The sequence below is a fragment of the Streptomyces sp. NBC_00162 genome (genome assembly GCF_024611995.1).
Lineage (GTDB): Bacteria > Actinomycetota > Actinomycetes > Streptomycetales > Streptomycetaceae > Streptomyces.
The window spans coordinates 3,800,551-3,817,984 of sequence record NZ_CP102509.1 but is presented as its reverse complement, the minus strand read 5'-3'; the positions used below and the strand labels follow the sequence as shown (position 1 = coordinate 3,817,984).

The 17,434-nt window shown below is 70.6% G+C and carries 19 protein-coding genes; 8 read left to right on the top strand and 11 right to left on the bottom strand.

The window, feature by feature from the left end; genetic code table 11:
- Positions 1-4 precede the first annotated feature (4 nt).
- Entirely contained in the window at positions 5-616 is a 612-nt protein-coding gene (locus tag JIW86_RS17600) for a DUF2867 domain-containing protein (protein WP_257554766.1), read from the top strand.
- Here JIW86_RS17600 and JIW86_RS17595 read toward each other — a convergent pair.
- Positions 613-849, bottom strand: a complete 237-nt coding sequence (locus JIW86_RS17595) for a hypothetical protein (protein WP_257554764.1) — start codon at positions 847-849, stop codon at positions 613-615. The two genes, JIW86_RS17600 and JIW86_RS17595, sit on opposite strands and share 4 nt — an antisense overlap.
- A gap of 146 nt (positions 850-995) precedes the next feature.
- On the opposite strand from JIW86_RS17595, the gene JIW86_RS17590 reads away from it, so the two are divergent.
- Positions 996-1,754, top strand: a complete 759-nt coding sequence (locus JIW86_RS17590; protein ID WP_257554762.1) for a GntR family transcriptional regulator — start codon at positions 996-998, stop codon at positions 1,752-1,754.
- 264 nt (positions 1,755-2,018) lie between these two features.
- Here the strand turns inward: JIW86_RS17590 and JIW86_RS17585 are convergent, their stop codons facing one another.
- From JIW86_RS17585 to JIW86_RS17560, 6 genes are all read right to left on the bottom strand, one after another.
- A complete protein-coding gene (locus JIW86_RS17585) occupies positions 2,019-3,416 on the bottom strand; it encodes an FtsW/RodA/SpoVE family cell cycle protein (protein WP_257554760.1) in 1,398 nt (465 codons plus the stop codon).
- On the bottom strand, positions 3,404-4,609 hold the full coding sequence (locus JIW86_RS17580) for an LCP family protein (RefSeq protein ID WP_257554758.1): 1,206 nt from the start codon (positions 4,607-4,609) through the stop codon (positions 3,404-3,406). The genes JIW86_RS17585 and JIW86_RS17580 overlap by 13 nt, the downstream gene beginning before the upstream one ends.
- 64 nt (positions 4,610-4,673) lie before the next feature.
- Positions 4,674-6,041 (bottom strand): sensor histidine kinase, encoded by a 1,368-nt coding sequence (locus tag JIW86_RS17575; RefSeq protein ID WP_257554756.1) that lies wholly within the window; start codon positions 6,039-6,041, stop codon positions 4,674-4,676.
- Positions 6,042-6,063: 22 nt separating this feature from the next.
- Complete coding sequence (locus tag JIW86_RS17570; protein ID WP_257554755.1) at positions 6,064-6,744, bottom strand: response regulator transcription factor; 681 nt, start codon at positions 6,742-6,744, stop codon at positions 6,064-6,066.
- A gap of 48 nt (positions 6,745-6,792) precedes the next feature.
- On the bottom strand, positions 6,793-7,185 hold the full coding sequence (locus JIW86_RS17565; RefSeq protein WP_257554754.1) for a DUF6234 family protein: 393 nt from the start codon (positions 7,183-7,185) through the stop codon (positions 6,793-6,795).
- Positions 7,186-7,233: 48 nt separating this feature from the next.
- Positions 7,234-7,710: a hypothetical protein gene (locus tag JIW86_RS17560; RefSeq protein ID WP_257554753.1), complete on the bottom strand. Its 477-nt coding sequence runs from the start codon at positions 7,708-7,710 to the stop codon at positions 7,234-7,236.
- A 257-nt stretch (positions 7,711-7,967) separates the two neighbouring features.
- Here JIW86_RS17560 and groES point away from each other — a divergent pair, with 257 nt between their 5' ends.
- Together groES and groL are read left to right on the top strand one after the other, a co-directional pair.
- A complete protein-coding gene (groES, locus tag JIW86_RS17555; protein WP_008739621.1) occupies positions 7,968-8,276 on the top strand; it encodes a co-chaperone GroES in 309 nt (102 codons plus the stop codon).
- 132 nt (positions 8,277-8,408) lie between these two features.
- Positions 8,409-10,037 (top strand): chaperonin GroEL, encoded by a 1,629-nt coding sequence (groL, locus tag JIW86_RS17550; RefSeq protein ID WP_215143922.1) that lies wholly within the window; start codon positions 8,409-8,411, stop codon positions 10,035-10,037.
- 107 nt (positions 10,038-10,144) lie between these two features.
- Here groL and JIW86_RS17545 read toward each other — a convergent pair whose 3' ends face one another.
- From JIW86_RS17545 to JIW86_RS17535, 3 genes are all read right to left on the bottom strand, one after another.
- Complete coding sequence (locus JIW86_RS17545; protein WP_257554749.1) at positions 10,145-10,837, bottom strand: ester cyclase; 693 nt, start codon at positions 10,835-10,837, stop codon at positions 10,145-10,147.
- Between the two features lie 74 nt (positions 10,838-10,911).
- Positions 10,912-11,685, bottom strand: coding sequence for an SDR family NAD(P)-dependent oxidoreductase (locus tag JIW86_RS17540; protein WP_215143918.1), 774 nt, complete (start codon positions 11,683-11,685; stop codon positions 10,912-10,914).
- A 31-nt stretch (positions 11,686-11,716) separates the two neighbouring features.
- A complete protein-coding gene (locus tag JIW86_RS17535; protein WP_257559351.1) occupies positions 11,717-12,403 on the bottom strand; it encodes an MOSC domain-containing protein in 687 nt (228 codons plus the stop codon).
- An 88-nt stretch (positions 12,404-12,491) separates the two neighbouring features.
- Between JIW86_RS17535 and JIW86_RS17530 the strand changes: the two genes are divergently transcribed.
- The gene (locus JIW86_RS17530) at positions 12,492-13,391 is read left to right on the top strand and encodes a LysR family transcriptional regulator (protein WP_257554746.1); all 900 of its coding nucleotides are present in this window, start codon (positions 12,492-12,494) and stop codon (positions 13,389-13,391) included.
- Between the two features lie 136 nt (positions 13,392-13,527).
- Here JIW86_RS17530 and JIW86_RS17525 read toward each other — a convergent pair whose 3' ends face one another.
- Positions 13,528-13,854, bottom strand: coding sequence for a WhiB family transcriptional regulator (locus JIW86_RS17525; protein ID WP_069921560.1), 327 nt, complete (start codon positions 13,852-13,854; stop codon positions 13,528-13,530).
- A 389-nt stretch (positions 13,855-14,243) separates the two neighbouring features.
- Here JIW86_RS17525 and JIW86_RS17520 point away from each other — a divergent pair, with 389 nt between their 5' ends.
- From JIW86_RS17520 to guaB, 3 genes are all read left to right on the top strand, one after another.
- Entirely contained in the window at positions 14,244-14,855 is a 612-nt protein-coding gene (locus JIW86_RS17520; protein ID WP_003948568.1) for a response regulator transcription factor, read from the top strand.
- A gap of 288 nt (positions 14,856-15,143) precedes the next feature.
- Positions 15,144-15,773: a sigma-70 family RNA polymerase sigma factor gene (locus tag JIW86_RS17515; protein WP_030389108.1), complete on the top strand. Its 630-nt coding sequence runs from the start codon at positions 15,144-15,146 to the stop codon at positions 15,771-15,773.
- 126 nt (positions 15,774-15,899) lie between these two features.
- Positions 15,900-17,399: an IMP dehydrogenase gene (guaB, locus tag JIW86_RS17510; RefSeq protein ID WP_215143911.1), complete on the top strand. Its 1,500-nt coding sequence runs from the start codon at positions 15,900-15,902 to the stop codon at positions 17,397-17,399.
- Positions 17,400-17,434: the final 35 nt, after the last annotated feature.

Here is a 17,434-nt window from a genome sequence, read left to right as displayed (position 1 = left end):
GATCGTGAGACTCCCCAAGACCGCGCACACCTCCCGACCCTGGCGGATCCACGAGATCGCTGGCGACTTCCGGCTCGAAGACGTCTGGGCGCTCCCGACGCCGGGAGGCCCCGACGACCTCGAGCGGCTCGTGCGCCAGTTCGCGTCCGGCAAGGGGGATCCCGTCCCCTCCCCCGTGGGGCGCATGCTCTTCGCGCTCCGCTGGAAGCTCGGCGCGCTGCTCGGCCTGGACAAGGCCGGCGCCGGCATCGGCGGCCGGGTGGCGACGCTGCGGGACCGCCTGCCGGCGGACCTGCGCGAGGGTCCCCGCGGGCCGGACCTCAACGCGGTTCCGTTCACCTCCGTCTACCAGACGCACGACGAGTGGGTGGCGGAGATGGGCAACAGGACCGTGCACGGGGTGATGCACATCGGCTGGGTCCCGGACGGTTCCGGCGGCTACCACGGCCAGATGGCCGTCCTGGTGAAACCGAACGGACTCCTCGGCGCCGCGTACATGCTGGCCATCAAGCCCTTCCGGTACCTGGGCGTGTACCCGGCGCTGATCCGGGGAATCGGACGCGAATGGCGGGAGGGCACCTCGGGGTCGGGGCAACCACACGCTGACGCGACTTAGCCCGGAGGCGCACCCGGCGGGACGGCGGCACGCTCGATGTTGCCGACCGCGGTGGTGAATTCGCGACCGGAGGCGCCGCGGATGTAGGCCAGCTCCACCCAGTGCTCGCGCAAGGCGGAGTCCGAGACGTTCTCGTTGATCACGGCCATCAGCTCGCCCTCGGTGCCGGAAGCGATGTCGCGGACGCGGTGCCGCAGGAGCCGATGCGGGACGTACCCGTAGCGCTCACTCATCGGGCACTGCCTCAAACGTGCCGAGGAATCGCTCCCAGCCGACCAGCGCCCGGTCGAGTAGATCTGAAGCATGGGGGATGACTCCTCACTCGTGAGGCCTGCCTCTGGTCCTAGGGTGTCTGGAGAGGCGAAGGAGTGATGGGTTCATGACCAGCCAGGGCGGTGCCCGTCAGCCGAAGTACCAGCGGATCGCGGATGCGCTGAGGACGGCTATCCAGTCGGGCGAGTACGGTCCGGGCGACCGCCTGCCGGGTGAGAACGACCTCATGGCCACCTACGAGGTCGCCCGGATGACCGCACGCCAGGCCCTCGCCGTACTTCAGAACGAAGGCCTTGCGGAGGCGCGGAAGGGTGCCGGCGTTTTCGTGCGAGCCTTCAGGCCCTTGCGGCGGCGCGGCGTCCAGCGGTTGGCACAGGAGCAGTGGGGGTCGGGCCGGTCCATCTGGTCCGCCGATACCGAAGACCGCGAACTCGTCGTCGACCAGATCGAGGTGCGTGAAGAAGGGGCGAGCGACCGAGTCGCCGACGCCCTCGGCGTTCTGCCCGGCACTCCGGTCTGGGTGCGTGGCCGCCGCTTCGTACTCGATGGCAAGCCGGTGCTGTTCGCGACGTCCCACCTGCCGGCGGAAGTCGTCGGTGAATCCGCGATCACTCACGTCGGCACCGGCCCTGGCGGGACGTACGCACGCCTGGCCGAACTGGGCCACGAGCCGGTCCACTTCCGCGAGGAGGTCCGCTCCCGCATGCCTTCGACAGCCGAGGCCGAGCGACTCTCGCTCTCGATGGGCACCCCTGTCATCCAGATCGTCCGCACCGCATTCGCCCAAGGAGGGCGGGCCGTCGAGGTGAACGAGATGACTCTCGACTCCGCGTCCTACGTGCTGGAGTACGACTTCGACGCCTGACCCGCGGTGGGGGTACCGCACGCTGTCCTGGTCGCTGATTCCTGAAGGCATCGCCCCCAGCCGGCCGTCCGATCAGGCTGACGGCCCCCCAACGACCAGCAGGCCGACCCGCCCGAGGGGGATGCGGTCGGCCCCGACCCCGCCCGGCAACATGCCCGGCCTCGGTCTCGCCGCCGAGGGGGGCGGGTGGGCAACCGCCGCCCCGCTGTGTGGTGAGAGGGGGGCGGAGACCCCGCCTCGGCGAAGCGCCCCGGAGCCCGCGCGCTACGCCGCCGACACCGTTGGGGTGATCGTCGTTTCCACCGGGCCGCGGGCGTCCGCCTCGCGTTGGCGTTCCGCGCTGTCGCTGATGCGGAGCAGCAGGGCGACCATGATCCAGTTGGCCAGGAGGGACGAGCCGCCCTTGGCCAGGAAGGGGAGGGCCTTGCCCGTCAGGGGGATCAGGCCCGTGACGCCGCCCGCGACCACGAAGACCTGGAGGGCCAGCGCCGAGGCGAGGCCCACCGCCAGGAGCTTGCCGAAGGGGTCGCGGGCGGCGAGGGCCATCCGGAGCCCCCGCTGTACGAGGAGCGCGTACAGGATCAGGACCGCCATGACCCCGGCCAGGCCGAGTTCCTCGCCCACCGTGGTCAGGATGAAGTCGCTGCGGCCCGCGAACTTGATCAGCTCCGGGTTGCCCATGCCGAGGCCGGTCCCCGAGATGCCGCCCGTGCCGAAGCTGAACAGGGCTTGCGCCGACTGGTCCGAGGTGATGCCCGGGGGCGGGGTCGGCCAGTAGACGGAGAGCGGGTCGAGCCAGGCCGCCACACGTGCCTTGACGTGCGGTTCCGTCGAGCCCACCACGAACGCGCCCGCCGCCGCCATGAACAGGCCGCACACGATCCAGCTGGTGCGTTCGGTGGCCACGTAGAGCATCACCACGAAGACGCCGAAGAAGATCAGCGACGTACCCAGGTCTCGCTCGAAGACCAGCACCAGCATCGAGACGATCCACACCGTGACGATGGGGCCGAGCTGGCGCATCGGGGGCAGCCGCATGCCGAGGAACTTCCGGCCCGTCAGTGCCAGCGAGTCGCGGTGGATGACCAGGTAGCCGGCGAAGAAGATCGCGATCATGATCTTCACGAACTCGCCGGGCTGTAGCGAGAACCCGAAGAGGATGATCCACCGCTTGGCGCCGTACGTGTCCGCGGGTGAGAACGCCGGTGCGATCAGCAGCACCAGCGCGACGGCCATCGTGATGTAGATGAACCGCTGCAGCAGCCGGTGGTCGCGCAGCAGCGCCACCACCGCGATGCAGGCGGCGACGCCGACCACCGTCCACATCAGCTGGCCCGGGGCGTTCGCGTCCGAGCCGTACCGCTCGATGTAGCCCTGGTCGAGGCGGTGGATCAGCACCAGCCCCAGCCCGGTCAGCAGCATGGCGAGCGGGAAGACCAGCGGGTCCGCGTACGCCGCGAACCGGCGGATGCCCAGGTGTCCGACCAGCGAGAGCAGCGTCATGCTGATCGTGAAGCCGGCGAGGTTGGGCGGCAGCTCGTCGTTCATGGCGAGCCCCGCCGCGGCGTGGCCGAAGACGGCGATCATGAGGACCAGGACCAGGAGCATCGCCTCGGTGCGGCGGCGGGAGCCCGCCGTCGTCAGGGGTTTCAGTCCACGCACGGGATGCCGCCGCCGTCCGTGGGCGTGGATGTGGATGCGGACGCGGGGGCGGGCGAGGGTGACGGTGAGGACGACGGCGGTGAGGAGGACGCGGCGCCCGGTGCGCTCGGGCTCGCAGGGGTCTTCGGCCCGATCTGCTCGGCAATGAGGCGCTTTATCTTCATATCATCTACGACGTTGATGTCCTCCCCATGGTTCCTTCCGAAGCGCTCGACGGGAAGTGTCGTGAAGTGGACCTTCCCACCGGACAGGTTCTTCGCCTGCTTCACGAACGACAGCAGATCCCAGCCCTCGTCCGTCACCACGTCCTGTTTCGCGGCGTCGATCAGCCTCATCAGCTTCACCGGGTCGGTGAAGGTCCCGGCCGAGTTCAGCTTCTTCGTCGCGCCAGCGAGGAAGGCCTGCTGCCTCTTCGTCCGGTCCAGGTCCCCCATGTCCAGGCCGTGCCGCTGGCGCACGAAGGCCAGCGACTGCTGTCCGTCGAGGGTCTGCGGGCCCGCCGGGAAGTCCGCGCCGGAGTACTTGTCCTTCACCGCCTTGTTCAGGCACACCGGTACACCGCCCAGGGCATCGGCGAGGTGGTAGAAACCGGCCAGGTTCAGCTCGGCGAAGTGATCGATCGGGACCCCCAGGAAGTTCCGTACCGTCTCGATCTGCGCCTTGCGCCCCGCCTCACGGCCCTCGCGCTCCAGCTGCCGGCTGTCGTTGACCCCCCGCGCGGCGAGCTGCTCCTGCTTCTTCTCCTTCGCCAGCCCGTACGCCTTCTTGATCTTGTCCTTGCCGTGGCCCGCTATCTCGACGAAGTCGTCGCGCGGGACCGAGAAGGCCTTCGCCTGGCTGCCGTCGCCGGGCACGTGGAGCAGGATCAGGGTGTTCGCGTTGTAGCCGCCGATGTCCGAACTTCCGGCGTGCAGCTTGTCGAGGACGTCGTCCGGCAGGTCCTGGCCGTTCTGGTCCTTTCGGCTGTCCAGGCCCATGAGCAGGACGTTCACATCGCCGGACGCCGACTTCTCGGCGCCTTCCAGGGCCTTGGAGCTGCCGATGCCGGCGGCCAGGTCCCGGTACAGGTACCAGGCGCCGCCGCCCGCCGTGACCACCAGCGCGCAGCCGGTGATCAGCAGGGTGCGGCCGAGCCGCCGCCGGCGGGAGAGCCGGTGGCCTGGGGCAGTCGTCTTCCTCCGGTGCGCGCTCATGCCTGTCGATGGTGGGGGAGGGGCGCTGAAGGAATCCTGAGTGTCAGTGTCCTGAGGAGATGGCCTATCGGCGCGGGATGCGCAGTACCAGCCGCGCGCCCCCGCCGGGCGCCGGCAGCGCCCGTACGTCGCCCCCGTGCGCCCGCGCGATCTCCCGGGCGATGGCGAGGCCCAGCCCCGTCCCGCCGCTGGCCCGCCCCCGGTCCGCGTCCAGGCGTACGAACCGCTCGAACACCCGGTCCCGGTCCGCCTCCGGGATCCCCGGACCGTCGTCCGCGACCTCCAGCACCGCCCAGCCGCGTCCTGCGGCCGTGTCCGCCGCCGCCCGCACCACGACCTCCGCGCGGGCGTAGCGCAGGGCGTTGTCCACCAGATTGGCCAGCGCGCGCTCCAGCCGCGCCGGGTCTCCGGCGGCCGGTACGGGCGCCCGCGCGTCCAGCCGCAGCGCCACCCGGGGGCCGCCCCGGCGCGCCACGTCCTCCGCGGCGAGCAGTGCCAGGTCCACCGGCTCGCTCCGCGGTCCTGGTCCGCCGTCGAGGCGGGCCAGCAAGAGCAGGTCCGCCGCGATCCGCTGGAGCCGTTCGGTGTCGGCCAGCGCGGCGGCCACCGACTCCCGGTCGGGGCGGTCCATGGCCAGCGCCACCTCCAGCCGGGACCGGACGGCGGCCAGCGGATTGCGCAGCTCGTGCGAGGCGTCCGCGGTGAACTGCCGCTGCCGGGCGTCGGCGCGTTCCAGCCGGTCCAGGGTGTCGTTGACGGTCCGGGCCAGCTGCGCGATCTCGTCCGCCCCGCCCGGGTCCGGAACCCGCCGGTCCAGCTCGCTCGCGGTGACCGCGGACAGTTCGCTGCGGATGGCGGTCACCGGGCGCAGCGCGTGCCCGGTCACCCACCAGGCCAGGGCCGCGGCGAAGCCGATCAGCGGGGGCGCGCCCGCCAGCAGTCCGGCCGCGACCGCCCCGGTCGCGTCGTCCACGTCGCCGAGCACGGTCATGGCGTACACGGTGTGGGGGGCGTGCGCCCCCGGCGGACCGGCCGTCTCGACCGCGACCGCCACGCGCCGCTCCGCGCCGGGGCGCTCGGGAGCCAGTACGGCCGACCGGGAGTCGTCCCCCGAACCGTCCCCCGCGCCGGCGCGCGAGCCGCCATCCGGCCCCGGGCGCAGCTCGCCGAGGTCCGGGGTGTCCGCCGGATCCCCGCTGGTCGCCACCGTGCGCCCCTGGGCGTCCCGTACGAGCACCAGGTCCACCCCGCGTTCGGGCGCGGGCAGCCGGCCGCCGCGCGGCAGGGTCCGGCTGTCGACCTGGGCGGCGACCTTGCGGGCGGCGAGCTCGGTGCGGCCGGTGGTGTTGTCCAGCAGGTTGGCCCGCAGCAGGGTGTACAGCCACAGCCCGCCGGTGGCCAGGACGGCGGCCATCGCGAGGGCGGCGGCCATCGCCGATCGTGCGCGGACCGTACTAGCCACCGTCGGGGGCCATCCGGTAGCCGGTCCCGTGGACGGTGAGGATCGAGCGGCGGCCGAACGGTGCGTCGATCTTCCTGCGCAGCGAGGAGACGTACACCTCGACGATGTTCGGGTCGATGCCGTGCGGGGTGTCCCAGACCTCGTCGAGGATGTCCTGCTTGGCGACGGCCCGTCCGGGCTGCTCCATCAGGCAGGCCAGTACGCCGAGTTCGCGGGCGGTGAGCTCGATGTCGCGGTCGCCGCGGCGGCAGCGGCGGCCCTGTGGGTCGAGGAGGAGGTCGCCGGCCTGGAGGGTGGTGCGGTCGGGGGCGCCGGCGCGGCGGGCCAGCGCCCGGATGCGGGCGGCGAGGACCACGAAGGAGAACGGCTTGGTGAGGTAGTCGTCGGCCCCGGAGTCCAGGCCCTCGGCCTCGTCGTACTCGCCGTCCCGGGCGGTGAGCATCAGCACCGGGGTGGTGTCACCGTGGGCGCGCATCCGGGTGCAGATCTCGTAGCCGCTCATGCCCGGGAGCATCAGGTCGAGGAGGACCACGTCGTACGGGCCGCCGGCGAGGGCGAGGTCCAGGCCGCGGTGGCCGTCGTGCGCGACCTCGACCAGGTGCCCGTCGGCGGACAGGCCGCGCCGCAGGGACTCGGCGAGGCCTTCTTCGTCTTCGACCACGAGGATGTGCACCGACCAAGCCTCACATATCAGGCAATGCGCCCTCCCGTCGGCCTCGGTTCAGCCGCCCAGGCAGTCGGTGTGGCCGCCGCCGCTGTGGCAGTTCGGGGCCTGGCGGGTGGGGGCAGGTACCGGTTCCCCGGGTCCGCCCGCCAGGACCACGAGGAGTCCGATGAGCAGGATGCAGGCTCCGCCGTGCAGGGTGCCGGCGATGCCGGCGCGCAGCCGGAAGAAGCCGAAGGACGCGGCGGCGGCGACCGAACTCAGGACGCCGACGAAGACCAGCGCGCCGGTCGGGGCGGAGTCGGGGAAGGCCTCGGTCCCGCCCCACGCGCCGAAGGTGACGTAGGCCCATCCGACGAACAGGGCCACGGCGAGGACCGCGAGCGTGAGGACGGCCAGGATGAGGTCGGCGGCCCAGTACACGGGCTCGCGGTCGCGTGTCGTCGCCATGCCGGCCAGTGTGCCGACGCGGCGGCGCCCCCGCCTGAGTACCCGTACCTACCCGGCCTGCCCGGCTTGTCCGGCGAGGGAGGGGCCGCGGCTCCGGCGCCGGGCGAGGGCGTCCCGGGAGGCCGCTGCGACGGCCCACGCGGGAAAGGCGAGGGAGAGCACCCCCACTGCCCCGGGCCCCAGCCAGACGAAGACGCCGGGCTGCACGGCCGTGCCGGCGGACGGCCCGAGGACGAATGCGGTCTGCGGCCCGTCCGGACGGGTGTCGAAAGCGGTGTCGACCTCGACCCGGGGGATGGTGAACGATCCGTCGCCGGCGGCGAAGGAGCCCTCGCACATCCAGTGCCGGTCCCCGTCCGAGTCCCGCTCCTCCGCGCACCGCGTGGCGACGAAGGCGCCCTCCACCCCGGCCACCTGCGCCACCAGCCGCGGCACGGAGCCCGACAGCATGTAGATCCCGGCCGCGAGGCCGACCGCGATCGGGATGCCGTGCCGCCACCGCACACCGGAGTTCGTCCTGGTCATGACGCGAAGAGTAGTGAGATCGAACGCCCGTACGCCCGGGATTTAAGGGTTTCGGGGGCCGGTCCGCGCAACGCCCGTGGGCGGGAATTGGCACTCCGCTTGACCGAGTGCTAATCGCCGGAATAGTGTCGCATCTGGCACTCGCCCCTGGTGAGTGCCAACACAGCGACAGGCAGATCCGGCACCCGCGACGACGGATCGACCTGGTCGCCACCTCAGACAGTTAACCCCGGATCTCCGAAGGGGGAGGTCGGATCGTGACGACCACCAGCTCCAAGGTTGCCATCAAGCCGCTTGAGGACCGCATTGTGGTCCAGCCGCTCGACGCCGAGCAGACCACGGCCTCTGGCCTGGTCATCCCGGACACCGCGAAGGAGAAGCCCCAGGAGGGCGTCGTCCTTGCCGTGGGCCCGGGCCGCTTCGAGGACGGTCAGCGTCTCCCGCTGGACGTCACCGTCGGCGACGTCGTCCTGTACTCCAAGTACGGCGGCACCGAAGTGAAGTACAACGGCGAGGAGTACCTCGTCCTCTCGGCCCGCGACGTGCTCGCGATCGTCGAGAAGTAATCACTTCTCCAGTTTTGCTTTGAGCTACGCCCCTGGTCACCCCTGCTGATGCCGGGCGGCGAGGGGCGTAGTTCGTTCTAGGCGGTCGCGGTGAGCGGCCGGGGATCGCAACGAGAGGGCTGAACCGCTCCCATGCCGAAGATTCTCAAGTTCGACGAGGACGCCCGTCGCGCCCTCGAGCGCGGCGTCAACAAGCTTGCCGACACGGTCAAGGTGACGATCGGCCCCAAGGGCCGCAACGTCGTCATCGACAAGAAGTTCGGCGCCCCCACCATCACCAACGACGGTGTCACCATCGCCCGCGAGGTCGAGCTGGACGACCCGTACGAGAACCTGGGCGCGCAGCTCGTGAAGGAGGTGGCGACCAAGACCAACGACATCGCGGGTGACGGCACCACCACCGCCACCGTGCTGGCCCAGGCGCTGGTCCGCGAGGGTCTGCGCAACGTCGCCGCGGGCGCGTCCCCGGCCGCCCTGAAGAAGGGCATCGACGCCGCGGTCAAGGCCGTCTCCGAGGAGCTCCTCGCGACCGCCCGCCCGATCGAGGACAAGTCCGACATCGCCGCCGTGGCCGCGCTCTCCGCGCAGGACCAGCAGGTCGGCGAGCTCATCGCCGAGGCGATGGACAAGGTCGGCAAGGACGGTGTCATCACCGTCGAGGAGTCCAACGCCTTCGGCCTGGAGCTGGAGTTCACCGAGGGCATGGCCTTCGACAAGGGCTACCTCTCCCCGTACATGGTCTCCGACCAGGAGCGTATGGAGGCCGTCCTCGACGACCCGTACATCCTGATCAACCAGGGCAAGATCTCCTCCATCCAGGACCTCCTGCCGCTGCTCGAGAAGGTCATCCAGGCCGGCGCCTCGAAGCCGCTGCTGATCATCGCCGAGGACGTCGAGGGCGAGGCGCTCTCCACCCTCGTCGTCAACAAGATCCGCGGCACCTTCAACGCGGTCGCCGTCAAGGCCCCGGGCTTCGGTGACCGTCGCAAGGCGATGCTGCAGGACATGGCCACCCTCACCGGTGCCACCGTCATCGCCGAGGAGGTCGGCCTCAAGCTCGACCAGGCCGGTCTGGACGTACTGGGCTCCGCCCGCCGCGTCACGATCTCCAAGGACGACACGACCATCGTCGACGGTGGCGGCAGCCACGAGGACGTCGTCGGCCGCGTCAACCAGATCAAGGCCGAGATCGAGTCCACCGACTCGGACTGGGACCGCGAGAAGCTGCAGGAGCGCCTGGCGAAGCTCGCCGGCGGCGTCTGCGTCATCAAGGTCGGCGCCGCCACCGAGGTGGAGCTCAAGGAGAAGAAGCACCGTCTCGAGGACGCCATCTCGGCGACCCGCGCCGCGGTCGAGGAGGGCATCGTCTCCGGCGGTGGCTCCGCGCTCGTCCACGCCGTCAAGGTCCTCGAGGGCAACCTCGGCCTGACCGGTGACGAGGCCACCGGTGTCGCGGTCGTGCGCCGCGCCGCCGTCGAGCCGCTGCGCTGGATCGCCGAGAACGCCGGCCTCGAGGGTTACGTCATCACCGCGAAGGTCGCCGAGCTCGACAAGGGCCAGGGCTTCAACGCCGCCACCGGCGAGTACGGCGACCTGGTCAAGGCCGGCGTCATCGACCCGGTGAAGGTCACCCGCTCCGCGCTGGAGAACGCCGCTTCCATCGCCTCCCTGCTGCTCACGACCGAGACCCTGGTCGTCGAGAAGCCGGCCGAGGAAGAGGGCGACGCGGGCCACGGCCACGGTCACGGCCACAGCCACTGATCGAGCACCGCGCTGAGAAGGCCCCGTTCCGCATCTGCGGAACGGGGCCTTCCCGTGTGTGAGGGCTTGTCCGTGAGGGCCCGTGGGCGAGGGCTCGTGTGCGGGGGCTACAGGGCGCCCAGTTGGCGCATCAGGCCCATGGCGTCCATGTGCCACCAGCCCTCCGCGATCATTCCGTCCTGACATCGGAAGGTCGTGGTGCCGGTCATGGTGCAGCGCTTGCCGGTCGGCGCGATACCCATGAACTCGCCCTTGTGCGTGCCCGTCCAGGTCCACACCGTGGTGACGTAGTCGCCCTCGGCCAGCTGCGCCTTCGTGTCGAAGGTGAAGTCGAACGCGTTGCGCCACATCGTGACGTCCTGCCGGATGACGTCGCGGCCGGTGACGCTCTCCTCGGCCTTCATCGTGTCGTGGTCGATGTAGCCGGACGCGAAGATCTCGTCGATGACGCCGAGATTCCCCTTCATGGCGATCTCGTCGAACATCTTGTCCACCATGAGCTTGTTGAGGTGCTCGTCGCGGACCACGTCCAGGTTGGTGAAGCTGGGCATCCCGTCGCAGAGGGCCACCATCTCCTGGAACATCTTGTCCGTCTCCGGAAGATGAGAGTTCTTCATGGCGTCTTCGTACGAGGGGAATTCGACCAGTTCCACGTAGTGGTTCTCGTTCTCGCGGTCCTTGCCCATGATGCTGTGGGTGACCGTGCGCTTGCCCTGGCTCTGCGAGACGTACCGGTCCAGCAGCTGATTGAGGTCGTCCTGCCGACTGGTCTTGTAATCGATTATCTGTACGAATGTCATGGCGTCTCCCGGGCTGGAGGTTGGACACGTCCAGTTTAGGTAGATTTCGCCCATTCAGCTGGTTTACCGGCGAGTTACTGCGGCCCGTACTTGCGGCCCGTACGGGACGACACCCCGCCCAGCAGCCCGCGCGGCGTCAGCTTCACGACGCCCATCAGCGCCTTGTACCGCGGATCCGGGATCGACACCGTCTTGCCCCGCGCCAGGTCCGCCAGGGCCGCGGCCACCAGCTTGTCCGCGTCGAGCCACATCCAGCCGGGGATGTTGTCCGTGCCCATGCCGGCCCGCTCGTGGAACTCCGTCCGTACGAAGCCGGGGCACAGCGCCATCAGCCGTACCCCGGACCCCGCCAGGTCCCGCGCCGCGCCCTGGGTGAACTGCACGACCCAGGCCTTGCTCGCCCCGTAGGTGCCGCGCGGTACGAAAGCGGCCACCGAGGCCACGTTGATCACGCCGCCGCGCCCGCGCGAGCGCATCGACCCGGTGGCCGCCGAGGTCAGCCGCAGCACCGCCTCGATGTGCACCTTCAGCATGGTGAGCTCGTCGGCCATGGAGACCTCGAGGTAACGGCCCTTGTTGCCGAAGCCCGCGTTGTTGACCAGCAGGTCCACCGGGTGCGTGCGGTCGCCGAGGCGCCGCTCGACCGCCGCGATGCCCTCCTCGGTGGAGAGGTCGGCGGCCAGCACCTCGGCCTCGATGCCGTGCCGGTCGTGCAGCTCGGTGGCCTGCTCGCCGAGCCGCTTGGTGTCACGCGCCACCAGCACCAGGTTGTGGCCCTGGGCGGCGAGCCGCCGGGCGAAGGCGGCGCCGATGCCCGCCGTGGATCCCGTAATCAACGCAATCGTCATAGGCGCAACCTAGCCGCCCGGGCTGACCGCGTTACTTCGGCCCGGCCCCGGCCCCGTACTTCTCAACGTACTGGCGCACCCGCTCATGGGCCTCGGGCTCCATCGCCGTGCCCGCCGCCAGGGTGCGCGGCAGCAGGGTGCGCTCGGTGGTGAAGGCGCGGAACCACAGCTGCACCGTCACGTCGTGGTCCGGACGGTGGATGATCTCGATGGTGTCGCCCGGGGAGACCGAGCCCTCCTCGATCACCCGCAGGTACGCGCCCGGCCGTGCCTCCTGGGTGAACCGCTTGACCCAGGCGCTCTCGCCGACGGCCCCCTGGAAGGTCCGGCACGGAATGCGGGCCGAGGCCACTTCGAGGACCAGGTCCGCGCCGACCCGCCAGCGGTCGCCCAGGCGCGCGGTGTTCAGGTCGATGCCGGAGGTGGTGAAGTTCTCGCCGAACATCCCGCCGGGCAGCTCTCGGCCGAGCTCGGTCTCCCACCGGTCCAGGTCCTCGCGCGCGTACGCGTAGACGGCCTGGTGGTCACCGCCGTGGTGGCGGCGGTCGCAGACCGCGTCGCCCTCGAGGCCGCTGCCCAGGCCGGTGGCCTTGAGGCCGGGGGCGAAGACGCGGACCGGTCCGGGGACCGGGCGCTTGCCGTGGCCGGTCACCCCGCCTTCCGCGTCGGTGTAGTCGACTGCCGTGGCGCGGCCGAGGTTCACGGAGATCAGATGCATGGGGCCCATGGAAACAAACTAGCGGAGCGACCCCAAAGCGTCACGGGGGTATTCGCGCGACAGTCAAAGCGGGGCTTATGCTCGAGGAGTGATCGAGGCACGTCATCTCCGGGTTCTGCGCGCTGTCGCCGGGACCGGGTCCTTTTCCGCCGCCGCCCGCGAGCTCGGCTGCACCCAGCCCGCCGTCTCCCAGCAGATGAAGGCGCTTGAGCAGTCGGCCGGCACCCCGCTGCTCATCCGCACCGGCCGCGAGATGCGGCTGACCCAGGCGGGCGAGGCCCTGGTCCGGCATGCCGCGGGGATCCTGGCCGGGCTGACCGCCGCCGAGGAGGAGGTCGCGGCCATCGCCGGGCTGCGTGCGGGCCGGGTCCGGCTGGTGTCCTTCCCCAGCGGCAGCTCCACCCTGGTGCCGACCGCGCTCGCGGCGATGCGCGCCGAGCACCCGGGGACCCGCATCTCCCTGGTCGAGGCAGAACCGCCGCGCTCGGTGGAGATGCTGCGCGAGGGGGAGTGCGACCTGGCGCTGGCCTTCCGCTACGGCGGTGCGGCCGGATCCGCCGCGGAGTGGGAGGACTTGGTGGTGCGCCCGCTGCTGACCGACCGGCTCGTCGGGCTGGTCCCCGAAGGCCACCGGCTGGCCGGGGCCGAGCGCGTGGGCATGGCGGAGCTGGCCGACGAGCCGTGGATCGCGGGCTGTCCGCGCTGCCGCCGCCATCTGGTGGAGGTGTGCGAGGGCGTGGGCTTCACCCCGCGGATCGACTTCGCGACCGACGACTACCCGGCGGTCGTCGGCCTGGTGGGGGCGGGGCTGGGCGTCGCGGTGCTGCCGCAGCTCGCGGTGGAGTCCGTACGCGCCAAGGGCGTCAGCACGGTGGCCGTGGAGCCGGCCGTCGAGCGCGAGGTCGTGGCGCTGACCCTGCCCGACCTGGCCCGGGTGCCGGCCGTGGCCGCGACCCTGGTCCAGCTGGAGCGGGCCGCCACGCGCTGACCGTACGTTTCCTGGCGGGACGTACGGCCGAACGCGTGACGTTTCGCTCCGGACTGCGACACGCCCGGGTGGTGGCGGCGGGTCGGAGAACTCCCAGATATCGCAGGAACGTTCCTTCGGACGTTTGTGCTCCGGATCAGTGTGGCGTGATCGGTCCGATCGCACTGGACGCGGGGATCAGACGGTGGCGGGCGCGACCCATCAGTTCCTCGCGCTCGTCCTCCGTCAGACCTCCCCACACTCCGTAGGGCTCGCGGACGGCGAGCGCGTGCGCGGCACATTCCGCGCGGACCGGGCATCGCATGCAGACCTCTTTAGCCGAGGCCTCGCGCGCACTCCTGGCCGCGCCCCGCTCGCCTTCCGGGTGGAAGAAGAGGGAGCTGTCGACCCCGCGGCAGGCAGCGAGCAGCTGCCAGTCCCAGAGGTCGGCGTTCGGTCCGGGGAGCCGGGAGAAATCTGCCATTGGTAGTCCTCTTGGTGCCGGTACTGAGGCGGATACGGTCCATGTCTCCAAGGGTCTCCACACCTACTGTCGTAGTAGATGTAAATATGACTCATTGGGAATCTAGCCTCAGACACGTGCCAAACGGAAGGAAAGCCGCCAAATAGGGCATAGCTCCAGATGGAGGACAGTTGGCTTGTGGCGCCCGTGTCGTGTTCGCTTCCTCACGTAGAGTGCCGAAGGTGTCCGTCCGACCCGTAACTCTTTCGAGTGACCATCGTTGTGAGTGCGAAGGCGGTTGAACCAAGAAGTTCTCGGACAGGTGTCCGGGAGCATCGACCGCTCAGGTGACGATACGTACCAGCCTGGAGGCTCAAGGTGACGCGCATCAGCAGCTGCGGAGGGCGGTCATGACATCCGTCCTCGTCTGCGACGACTCCCCGCTTGCCCGAGAGGCGCTCCGTCGCGCGGTTGCCACCGTGCCCGGCGTCGAGCGTGTGACGACGGCTGCCAACGGCGAGGAAGTCCTCCGCCGCTGGGGTGCCGACCGCTCCGACCTGATTCTGATGGATGTACGGATGCCCGGTCTCGGCGGTGTGGAGACGGTTCGCCGGCTGCTCTCGGCCGACCCCGGCGCCCGCATCATCATGCTGACGGTCGCCGAGGACCTGGACGGCGTGGCCCTCGCGGTCGCCGCCGGCGCCCGGGGCTACCTGCACAAGGACGCCTCGCGCGCCGAACTGCGGGCCACGGTCACCCAGGCCCTCGCCGACCCGACCTGGCGACTGGCCCCGCGCCGGCTCCGCTCGGCCGAGATGGGCGCCGCGCCCACGCTCACCGCGCGCGAGATCCAGGTGCTGGAGGGCATGAGCCACGGCCGGTCCAACGCGGAGATCGGGCGCGAGCTCTTCCTCTCCGAGGACACGGTCAAGACGCACGCCCGCAGGCTGTTCAAGAAGCTCGGTGCCTCGGACCGGGCGCACGCCGTGGCGCTCGGCTTCCGCTGGGGCCTGGTCCGCTGACCCACGGGTCACGGCCCGGTCCGACGACCGTGAGCCCCGTCGTACCCGGTGCGCACCCGGGGATTGGCGGGGCACAATCCGGGGGACGTGTCGCTTCGTGCGCGATGCCGCATCCTTGAGGGTGTGCCGCATTCTTGGAAATGTGGGGTCCCCGTCCTTGGGGACCATTCGGCCGAGCGGGAGGGGAGGGTGCAGACCATGAGTTCCGGGGCACCCGCTCATAACGCTTCGATGCACGAAACCGGCCGTGGTGCCACGGAACCTCCGGCGTCAAGGCACCATGGATTGATGCGCGACGACGAGGCCCTGGGGTCACCCGCGGCCACAGGCCCGACCGGCGCCGCCAAAGGCGGCAGTGCCGGGGGCGTCAGCGCGCTCGTACGCAGGGCGGTGGAGGGCGACGAGCAGGCCACGCACGACCTGCTCGCCTTCGTTCACCCGCTCGCGATCCGCTACTGCCGCACCCGGCTCTCGCGGCTCCCGGGTGATGCTCGCCACTTCGTGGAGGACCTGGCGCAGGAAGTCTGCGTCGCCGTTCTGATGGCCCTGCCGCGCTACCGGGACACCGGGCGGCCCTTCGAGGCCTTCGTCTTCGCCATCGCCGCGCACAAGGTCGCCGACCTGCAGCGGGCCGCCATGAGGCACCCGGGCAGCACGGCCGTCCCGTCCGACGAGATGCCGGAACGGCCCGACGACTCGCTCGGTCCTGAGGAGCGGGCGCTGCTGAGCAGCGACGCGGCCTGGGCCAAGAAACTCCTGGCCAATCTGCCGGAGAACCAGCGCGAGCTCCTCGTCCTGCGGGTGGCCGTCGGGCTGACCGCGGAGGAGACCGGGCAGATGCTCGGGATGTCCCCCGGGGCGGTGCGGGTGGCCCAGCACCGTGCCCTCAGCCGGCTGCGCGCGCTGGCCGAGCAGTAGGAACGGCCGGACGGCTCGTCGTAGGAAGCGACGAAACTTTCGATAGGCCTTGCTCGTGGAATGAGACGCTTCGGGATCCCGTTAGCATGGACATCCGCGCTGAGCAAGACCATTTGGGAAGGTGTCATGACTGCCGACGGAGTGCCCGACAAATTCGCCACGCTCGGACTGACCTACGACGACGTGCTGCTGCTGCCGGGCGCGTCGGACATGTCGCCTGATGCGATCGACACCTCTTCCCTCATCTCGCGCAACGTCCGGGTGAACGTTCCGCTGCTGTCCGCCGCCATGGACAAGGTCACCGAGGCCCGCATGGCCATCGCGATGGCCCGCCAGGGCGGCGTCGGCGTACTGCACCGCAACCTCTCCATCGCCGACCAGGCCAACCAGGTCGACCTGGTCAAGCGCTCCGAGTCCGGCATGGTCACCGACCCGATCACGGTGCACCCGGACGCGACGCTGCGCGAGGCCGACGAGCTGTGCGCGAAGTTCCGCATCTCCGGCGTCCCGGTCACCGACCCGGCGGGCAAGCTGCTCGGCATCGTCACCAACCGCGACATGGCCTTCGAGTCGGACCGCACCCGCCAGGTGCGCGAGGTCATGACCCCGATGCCGCTGGTCACGGGCAAGGTCGGCATCTCCGGCGTCGACGCCATGGAACTGCTGCGCCGCCACAAGATCGAGAAGCTTCCGCTGGTCGACGACGCGGGCATCCTCAAGGGCCTCATCACGGTCAAGGACTTCGTCAAGGCCGAGAAGTACCCGAACGCCGCCAAGGACAAGGGCGGCCGGCTGCTCGTCGGCGCGGCCGTCGGCGTCGCCGGTGACGCGTACGACCGCGCCCAGGCGCTGATCGAGGCGGGCGCCGACTTCATCGTCGTCGACACCGCCCACGGCCACTCCCGCCTGGTCGGCGACATGGTCGCCAAGATCAAGTCGAACTCCTCCGTCGACGTCATCGGCGGCAACGTCGCCACCCGCGACGGCGCCCAGTCGCTGATCGACGCCGGCTGCGACGGCATCAAGGTCGGCGTCGGCCCCGGCTCCATCTGCACCACCCGCGTCGTCGCCGGCATCGGCGTCCCGCAGGTCACCGCGATCTACGAGGCCTCGCTGGCCGCCAAGGCCGCGGGCGTCCCGGTCATCGGCGACGGCGGCCTGCAGTACTCCGGCGACATCGCGAAGGCCCTGGTCGCGGGCGCCGACACGGTGATGCTCGGCTCGCTGCTCGCGGGCTGCGAGGAGTCCCCGGGCGAGCTGCTCTTCATCAACGGCAAGCAGTTCAAGTCGTACCGCGGCATGGGCTCGCTCGGCGCGATGCAGTCCCGCGGCGACCAGCGCTCCTTCTCCAAGGACCGCTACTTCCAGGAGGGCGTGGGCGGCGACGACAAGCTCATCCCCGAGGGCATCGAGGGCCAGGTGCCCTACCGCGGCCCGCTTTCCGCGGTCGTGCACCAGCTCGTCGGCGGCCTGCGCCAGTCGATGTTCTACGTCGGCGGCCGCACCGTCCCCGAGCTGCAGGACCGGGGCCGCTTCGTCCGGATCACCTCGGCGGGCCTCAAGGAGAGCCACCCGCACGACATCCAGATGACGGTGGAAGCACCGAACTACAGCCGCAAGGGCTGAACAGAATGACCGCGTGAGGGGCGGGCCCGTCCGGG

Coding starts and splice junctions, on each gene's coding strand:
- JIW86_RS17595 (WP_257554764.1), bottom strand. CDS start 849: ATGAGTGAGCGCTACGGGTACGTCCCGCATCGGCTCCTGCGGCACCGC.
- JIW86_RS17590 (WP_257554762.1), top strand. CDS start 996: ATGACCAGCCAGGGCGGTGCCCGTCAGCCGAAGTACCAGCGGATCGCG.
- JIW86_RS17580 (WP_257554758.1), bottom strand. CDS start 4,609: ATGAGCGCGCACCGGAGGAAGACGACTGCCCCAGGCCACCGGCTCTCC.
- JIW86_RS17575 (WP_257554756.1), bottom strand. CDS start 6,041: ATGGCCGCCGCCCTCGCGATGGCCGCCGTCCTGGCCACCGGCGGGCTG.
- JIW86_RS17565 (WP_257554754.1), bottom strand. CDS start 7,185: ATGGCGACGACACGCGACCGCGAGCCCGTGTACTGGGCCGCCGACCTC.
- JIW86_RS17560 (WP_257554753.1), bottom strand. CDS start 7,710: ATGACCAGGACGAACTCCGGTGTGCGGTGGCGGCACGGCATCCCGATC.
- groL (WP_215143922.1), top strand. CDS start 8,409: ATGCCGAAGATTCTCAAGTTCGACGAGGACGCCCGTCGCGCCCTCGAG.
- JIW86_RS17545 (WP_257554749.1), bottom strand. CDS start 10,837: ATGACATTCGTACAGATAATCGATTACAAGACCAGTCGGCAGGACGAC.
- JIW86_RS17540 (WP_215143918.1), bottom strand. CDS start 11,685: ATGACGATTGCGTTGATTACGGGATCCACGGCGGGCATCGGCGCCGCC.
- JIW86_RS17535 (WP_257559351.1), bottom strand. CDS start 12,403: ATGCATCTGATCTCCGTGAACCTCGGCCGCGCCACGGCAGTCGACTAC.
- JIW86_RS17525 (WP_069921560.1), bottom strand. CDS start 13,854: ATGGCAGATTTCTCCCGGCTCCCCGGACCGAACGCCGACCTCTGGGAC.
- JIW86_RS17520 (WP_003948568.1), top strand. CDS start 14,244: ATGACATCCGTCCTCGTCTGCGACGACTCCCCGCTTGCCCGAGAGGCG.
- JIW86_RS17515 (WP_030389108.1), top strand. CDS start 15,144: ATGCGCGACGACGAGGCCCTGGGGTCACCCGCGGCCACAGGCCCGACC.
- guaB (WP_215143911.1), top strand. CDS start 15,900: ATGACTGCCGACGGAGTGCCCGACAAATTCGCCACGCTCGGACTGACC.